Genomic DNA, 5,445 nt, shown 5'->3' on the forward strand with positions numbered 1-5,445 from the left:
GGCCGAGCGGGGCGAGCAGCCGGCCCGCGCCAGCGTGGGCGCGACCGGTCCGCTCTGGGACCGCTGCCCGGCCGGCTGCTGTGCGACCGGCCGCGAGCGACCCGCCCTGTGCGGTGAGGACACGCCGGTGCTGCCGGGGCGGACCGCGTGAGTGACCCCGAGCCGGCCCCGGAGCTGCTCGCCGTCGCCCGGGAGGTGGCACAGGAGGCGGCGCAGCTGGTCCGCGACCGAGCGGCCGCCGGCGTCAGCGTCGCCGCCACCAAGTCCAGCGACACCGACGTGGTCACCGAGGCCGACCGGGCGGCGGAGGCGCTGATCCGCGAGCGGCTGCGGCTGCGTCGTCCCGACGACGCCGTGCTGGGCGAGGAGGGCGACGACGTGCCCGGCACCAGCGGGGTGCGGTGGATCGTCGACCCGATCGACGGCACCGTGAACTTCCTCTACGGCCTGCCGGAGTTCGCCGTCTCCGTCGCCGCGGAGGTCGACGGGGTCGTCGTCGCCGGCGTGGTGCGCAACGTCGCGACCGGCGTCGAGTACGCCGCCCACCGGACCCGCGGCGGCGTCGAGGCCCGGCGCGACGGTCGCCCGGTCGCCGTACGGCCCGCGGTGCCGCTGGGCCAGCGACTGGTCGCCACCGGGTTCGGCTACGACCCGGCGCTGCGCGAGCGGCAGGGCCGTGCGGTCGGCCGGCTGCTGCCCCGGGTGCGCGACATCCGCCGGCACGGCTCGGCGGCCCTGGAGCTGTGCCACGTCGCCGAGGGCACCGTGGACGCCTACGTCGAGGAGGGCGTCAACCTCTGGGACTACGCCGCCGGCGCACTGGTCGCCGAGGGGGCCGGAGCCCGGGTAGCGGTGCTGCCGGGAGCCAGTGGGAGGTCCCTGGTCGTCTGCGGCGGCGAGGCCGGATTCGAGGAGCTGGTGGACGCCGTCGAGCAGGCAGGTTTCGTCGCGTCCTGAGCGGGAACCGGCGGCGGGAACGGCCGAAGCGGACCAGGGAATAGCGCGACCAGCTGCGATGTTCACGGAACGCATCACCGGCCCGGTGTGTACGACGCCAGGGCGATGGTGCACAATCTCGCCCCGACGATCGGGCGGGGGGAACCGCCTGGACGGGCTCGACCCGAGCCCCGCCACGGCCTCAGAAAAAGGAGTGTGACGCATGGCGACGGACTACGACGCCCCGCGCAAGACGGACGAGGAACAGTCCGAGGAGAGCATCGAAGAGCTCAAGGCGCGCCGTCACGACAAGAACTCCGGCAAGGTCGACGAGGACGAGGCCGAAGCGGCCGAGTCCTTCGAGCTCCCGGGTGCGGACCTCTCGCACGAGGAGCTCGCTGTCGAGGTGAAGCCCAAGCAGGAGGACGAGTTCACCTGCATGAGCTGCTTCCTGGTGCACCACCGCAGCCAGCTGGCCGATGAGAAGAAGATGATCTGTCGCGACTGCGCGTGACGCGCGAAGCGCGTCACGACCGCAGTCGGGTCGAGCGAGCGCGCGGCTGAGCTTGCGAAGCCGCGACCGCGTGTCGAGACACACGAGTCGGCCCTGAGAGCGACTCGAGGACGACGCGCCGAGACGACAAGCAGAGGGACCGCAACCCCACCTCGGGTTGCGGTCCCTTCGCTGTGTCGGAGGCCTACTGCCCGTCCCGGGACAGCTGCGGCGGCAGGTGACCGGTCGACTTCGCGTAGTAGCCGGCGGCCCGGCGCTGGGCCAGCATGCGCGCGAGCGCGACGCAGGCTCCGGTGACGGCAGCCCAGCTGACCGCCTCCCACAGGTGCACGTCGGGGTCGGCCGGGTTCTGCGGCGGCTTGCGACCGGTCGCCACCTTCCAGCCGGCGTCGAGGCCCTTGCGCGCCACCGCGGCGGCACCGAGGGCGGCGACGAGGGAGAACACGGACCACATCTTCGAGCCGGAGCTCTTGCCCTTAGCCATGGGGCCAGCCTAGGGGCAGGCGCCATGCCGCCCCCCTACGACGCTGCCACGCTTCGCTCGGCTCAGCGTCGGCTGGTGAGCTCGGTGAGCGCGGCGGCCAGGCCGTCGGGGTGGCGGGTGCTGACCAGCCAGTACGGCGTCGGGTCGGCCGGGTCGACGATCTCGATCCGCACCGCGCGCTTGAGGTAGGGCCGCAGCAGCAGGTACGCCCGCGCGTCGGCGTCCACGCCCGCCGTGCGCCGGGTCGCCTCGGGGTCGAGCGGCTCGGCGCGGCCGAGGTACGCCGCGTCGATACGAGCACGACCGGCCTGGAGCCGCCCGTCGGCGATCACGATGCGGGCCGAGCCGTAGGCCACGAAGGCGAGGGCGAGCAGGGCCAGGATCGCGGCGGTCAGCGACCAGGCCCAGCTGCCCGGCATGGCGACGACCATCGCGAGCCAGACGGTCGCCACGAACATGACGCCCTGGACCCACCAGCGCAGCGGGACGGAGAGCCGCTCGTCGTAGACGGCGCTGGAGGTGGTCACAGCAGGAGAGTTTCCCATCCGGCCCCAGCGGTGCGCGCGGTAGGGTCCGCCGCGTGTCCGAGACCGCCGCCCGTCCCACCCGCCTGACCGTCCACCTGCGTCGGCTCGACGACGGGCTGCCGGCCCCGGCGTACGCGCACCCCGGCGACGCCGGCGCCGACCTGCACACGGCCGTCGACGTCCGGTTGGGGCCAGGGGAGCGCGCGCTGGTGCCGACCGGGATCGCGATCGCGCTGCCCGAGGGGTACGTCGCCCTGGTGCACCCACGCTCCGGACTGGCCGCGCGGCACGGGCTGTCGATCGTGAACACCCCCGGAACCGTCGACGCGGGGTACCGCGGCGAGATCAAGGTGCTCCTGGTCAACCTCGACCCGCGCGAGCCGGTCGAGCTGCGACGCGGCGATCGGGTCGCGCAGCTGGTCGTCCAGCGGGTGGAGCACGCGACCTTCGTCGAGGTCTCCGAACTTCCGGACTCGGTGCGTGGCGAGGGAGGCTACGGTTCTACTGGTGGGTTCACCGGCCGCTGACGCGGTCCGTGACACCCCGGCCCACCGCGCGTCCCACCGCCAGTCCCACCGCCAGTCCCACCGCACAGGGAGACCAGTCCGTTGAAGTTCCGCCGCAAGTCCGACGCCGACGCAGCTCCCGCGACCCTGGACGGGGCGGAGGGCACCGACGGGGCCGACGGCACCACGCCCGCGGGCGGTCCCTTCGACATCGACGAGGTGCCCGCCGACCTGGCCGACGTCGAGCGGGTCGATCTCGGCTCGCTGCTGATCGCGGGCACGCCGGGTCTCGAGCTGCGCCTGCAGGTGGACGAGAAGAGCGGTGCGGTGCAGTCCGCCCTCGTCACGGGGGAGGAGGGCGCCATCGAGCTGCGCGCCTTCGCGGCGCCTCGCAACGGCGACCTCTGGGAGGAGGTCCGTCCCCAGTTGGCGGCCGACGTGGCGAACCGCGGCGGCACGACGACCGAGCGGGAGGGCCGGTGGGGCACCGAGCTGCTGTGCCAGCTGGCCGTCACCCTGCCCGACGGCCAGACCGGCACCCAGGTCTCTCGCATCATCGGCGTGAACGGCCCCCGGTGGCTGCTGCGCGCCACGCTGCTCGGCCGGCCCGCGGTCGACGGCGAGGTCGCCGCGTCGTGGGAGGAGAGCATCAGCACGATCGTCGTCCGGCGCGGCGAGGCCGCCATGCCGGTCGGGGAGGCGCTGCCGCTCACCCTCCCGCCGCAGGCCAAGCGAGTGAGCTGATGGCCAAGAGCAGGCTGCGGCGCGCGCTGAGCGACTGGGCCAACAGCGCCGAGGCGGAGGCTCGTGACCTGCGGGCCGCCTACGCCGGCGGCGACGTGGTCCGGATCGCCGAGGCGCCCGACCGGGCCAGCGTCACGCTGCGGGGCCGGCTGCAGACCGTCACCCTTCGCCCGCGCGGCGGTGTCCCCGCGCTCGAGGCGGAGCTGTCGGACGGATCGGGCATCATCACCGTCGTGTGGCTGGGGCGGCGTCGCATCGCCGGCATCAGCCCGGGCCGCTCCCTTCAGGTCCAGGGCCGCATCGGCGTCCACGACAACGTCCGCATCATCTACAACCCCCGCTACGAGCTGATTCCGTGACCCACGAGCAGGACACCCCCACCCTCGACACCGTCGAGGCCGTCGTACGCCGGCAGATGGCCCAGTCCCTCGGCGGCCGGCGCGGCCTGATCGAGGCCGGCGTGCCGGGTCTCCTCTTCACCCTGACGTGGCTGACGCTGAAGGAGCTCCAGCTCGCGCTGCTGCTGGCCGGCTCGATGGCCGCGGTGCTGCTGGTGCTGCGGCTGCTGCAGCGCTCCACGGTGCAGTACGTCATGAACGCCGTCATCGGCGTCGGCATCGGCTGGCTCTTCGTCCGCTGGGCCGGCAGCAGCGGCGGCTCGGAGGCCGAGCAGGCGCTCGCGTTCTTCCTGCCCGGCATCGTGTGGAGCGGCGCCTACACGCTCGTGATGGTCGGCTCGGTGCTGGCCGGCTGGCCGTTCGTGGGGTTCCTGGTCGGGTCGGTCACCGGCGACCCCACCGCCTGGCACGACGACCCGCAGATCGTCCGGCTCTGCTCCCGGCTGACGTGGCTCTTCCTGGCGCCGGGCGCGATCGGCGTGCTGCTGCAGGGGCCGGTCTACGTGCTCGGCGCCACCGGCGCCATCGACACCGACCTGGCGGTCGGCATCATCGGCGTGCTGCGGCTCGGGCTCGGGTGGGCGCTGCGGATCGCCTCCTGGGGCGGGATGGTGTGGCTGCTGGCGCGCGACGCGACGCCGGTGCAGCGCGTGGCCCCGGTCGAGCCGGACCGCCCGGGCGAGCGGCCCTGACTCAGCCGCGGTGGGAGGACGGCGAGAGCAGCCGCTCGAGCTCGTCCTCCTTCTCGGACGGGACGACGAACAGCAGCTCGTCGCCGGACTCGATCGGCTGCTCCGGGGTGGGCACGTAGACCATCCCGTCGCGCAGGATCGTCACCAGGGCGCAGTTGTCCGGGAAGGGGATCAGTCCGATCGGCTTGCCGACGTACGGGCTATTGCCCGGCAGCGTGATCTCGACCAGGTTGGCGTTGCCGCGCCGGAAGGTGAACAGCCGCACCAGGTCGCCGACCGTGACGGCCTCCTCGACCAGCGCCGACATGATCCGCGGCGTGGAGACGTTGACGTCCACGCCCCAGGCCTCGGTGAACAGCCACTCGTTGTTGGGGTGGTTGACCCGGCCGACGGTGCGGGGGACACCGAACTCGGTCTTGGCGAGCAGCGAGGTGACCAGGTTGGCCTTGTCGTCGCCGGTGGCGGCGATGACCACGTCGCACTTGCCGAGCTGGGCCTCGGCGAGCGAGGACAGCTCGCACGAGTCGGCGAGCAGCCACTCGGCGTTGGGGACGCGCTCGGGACGGATGGCCGAGGGGTTCTTGTCGATCAGCAGGATCTGGTGACCGTTCTCGATCAGCTCCCGGGCGATCGATCGACCCACG

At 73.3% G+C, this 5,445-nt stretch carries 9 protein-coding genes; 6 read left to right on the forward strand and 3 right to left on the reverse strand.

The features are described 5' to 3' along the window. The first annotated feature begins 147 nt into the window (after positions 1–147). Both VGE38_RS13870 and VGE38_RS13875 read left to right on the forward strand, forming a co-directional pair. Complete coding sequence (locus tag VGE38_RS13870; RefSeq protein ID WP_331143140.1) at positions 148–957, forward strand: inositol monophosphatase family protein; 810 nt, start codon at positions 148–150, stop codon at positions 955–957. Between the two features lie 202 nt (positions 958–1,159). Beyond that, positions 1,160–1,450, forward strand: coding sequence for a DUF4193 domain-containing protein (locus tag VGE38_RS13875; protein WP_331143141.1), 291 nt, complete (start codon positions 1,160–1,162; stop codon positions 1,448–1,450). A gap of 184 nt (positions 1,451–1,634) precedes the next feature. Here VGE38_RS13875 and VGE38_RS13880 read toward each other — a convergent pair whose 3' ends face one another. Further along, positions 1,635–1,934 carry a DUF4235 domain-containing protein gene (locus tag VGE38_RS13880; protein ID WP_331143142.1) on the reverse strand — a complete coding sequence of 100 codons (300 nt, stop codon included), beginning with the start codon at positions 1,932–1,934 and terminating at the stop codon, positions 1,635–1,637. Positions 1,935–1,996: 62 nt separating this feature from the next. Further along, positions 1,997–2,461 (reverse strand): DUF3093 domain-containing protein, encoded by a 465-nt coding sequence (locus tag VGE38_RS13885; RefSeq protein ID WP_331143143.1) that lies wholly within the window; start codon positions 2,459–2,461, stop codon positions 1,997–1,999. 53 nt (positions 2,462–2,514) lie between these two features. Between VGE38_RS13885 and dut the strand changes: the two genes are divergently transcribed. The 4 genes from dut to VGE38_RS13905 all read left to right on the forward strand — a co-directional run bounded on the left by dut (position 2,515) and on the right by VGE38_RS13905 (position 4,801). Continuing rightward, positions 2,515–2,988: a dUTP diphosphatase gene (gene dut / locus VGE38_RS13890; RefSeq protein ID WP_331143144.1), complete on the forward strand. Its 474-nt coding sequence runs from the start codon at positions 2,515–2,517 to the stop codon at positions 2,986–2,988. 81 nt (positions 2,989–3,069) lie between these two features. Continuing rightward, entirely contained in the window at positions 3,070–3,711 is a 642-nt protein-coding gene (locus tag VGE38_RS13895) for a DUF3710 domain-containing protein (RefSeq protein ID WP_331143145.1), read from the forward strand. Further along, a complete protein-coding gene (locus tag VGE38_RS13900; protein ID WP_331143146.1) occupies positions 3,711–4,070 on the forward strand; it encodes an OB-fold nucleic acid binding domain-containing protein in 360 nt (119 codons plus the stop codon). The genes VGE38_RS13895 and VGE38_RS13900 overlap by 1 nt, the downstream gene beginning before the upstream one ends. Continuing rightward, entirely contained in the window at positions 4,067–4,801 is a 735-nt protein-coding gene (locus tag VGE38_RS13905; RefSeq protein WP_331143147.1) for a DUF3159 domain-containing protein, read from the forward strand. Before VGE38_RS13900 ends, VGE38_RS13905 begins: the two co-directional genes overlap by 4 nt. A 1-nt stretch (position 4,802) precedes the next feature. Here the strand turns inward: VGE38_RS13905 and VGE38_RS13910 are convergent, their stop codons facing one another. Next, positions 4,803–5,444 (reverse strand): potassium channel family protein, encoded by a 642-nt coding sequence (locus tag VGE38_RS13910; RefSeq protein ID WP_331143148.1) that lies wholly within the window; start codon positions 5,442–5,444, stop codon positions 4,803–4,805. Position 5,445 lies beyond the last annotated feature (1 nt).

Origin of the sequence: Nocardioides sp. (genome assembly GCF_036405735.1) — a bacterium.
Taxonomy (GTDB): Bacteria; Actinomycetota; Actinomycetes; order Propionibacteriales; family Nocardioidaceae; genus Nocardioides.

Coding starts and splice junctions, on each gene's coding strand:
- VGE38_RS13875 (WP_331143141.1), top strand. CDS start 1,160: ATGGCGACGGACTACGACGCCCCGCGCAAGACGGACGAGGAACAGTCC.
- VGE38_RS13880 (WP_331143142.1), bottom strand. CDS start 1,934: ATGGCTAAGGGCAAGAGCTCCGGCTCGAAGATGTGGTCCGTGTTCTCC.
- VGE38_RS13900 (WP_331143146.1), top strand. CDS start 3,711: ATGGCCAAGAGCAGGCTGCGGCGCGCGCTGAGCGACTGGGCCAACAGC.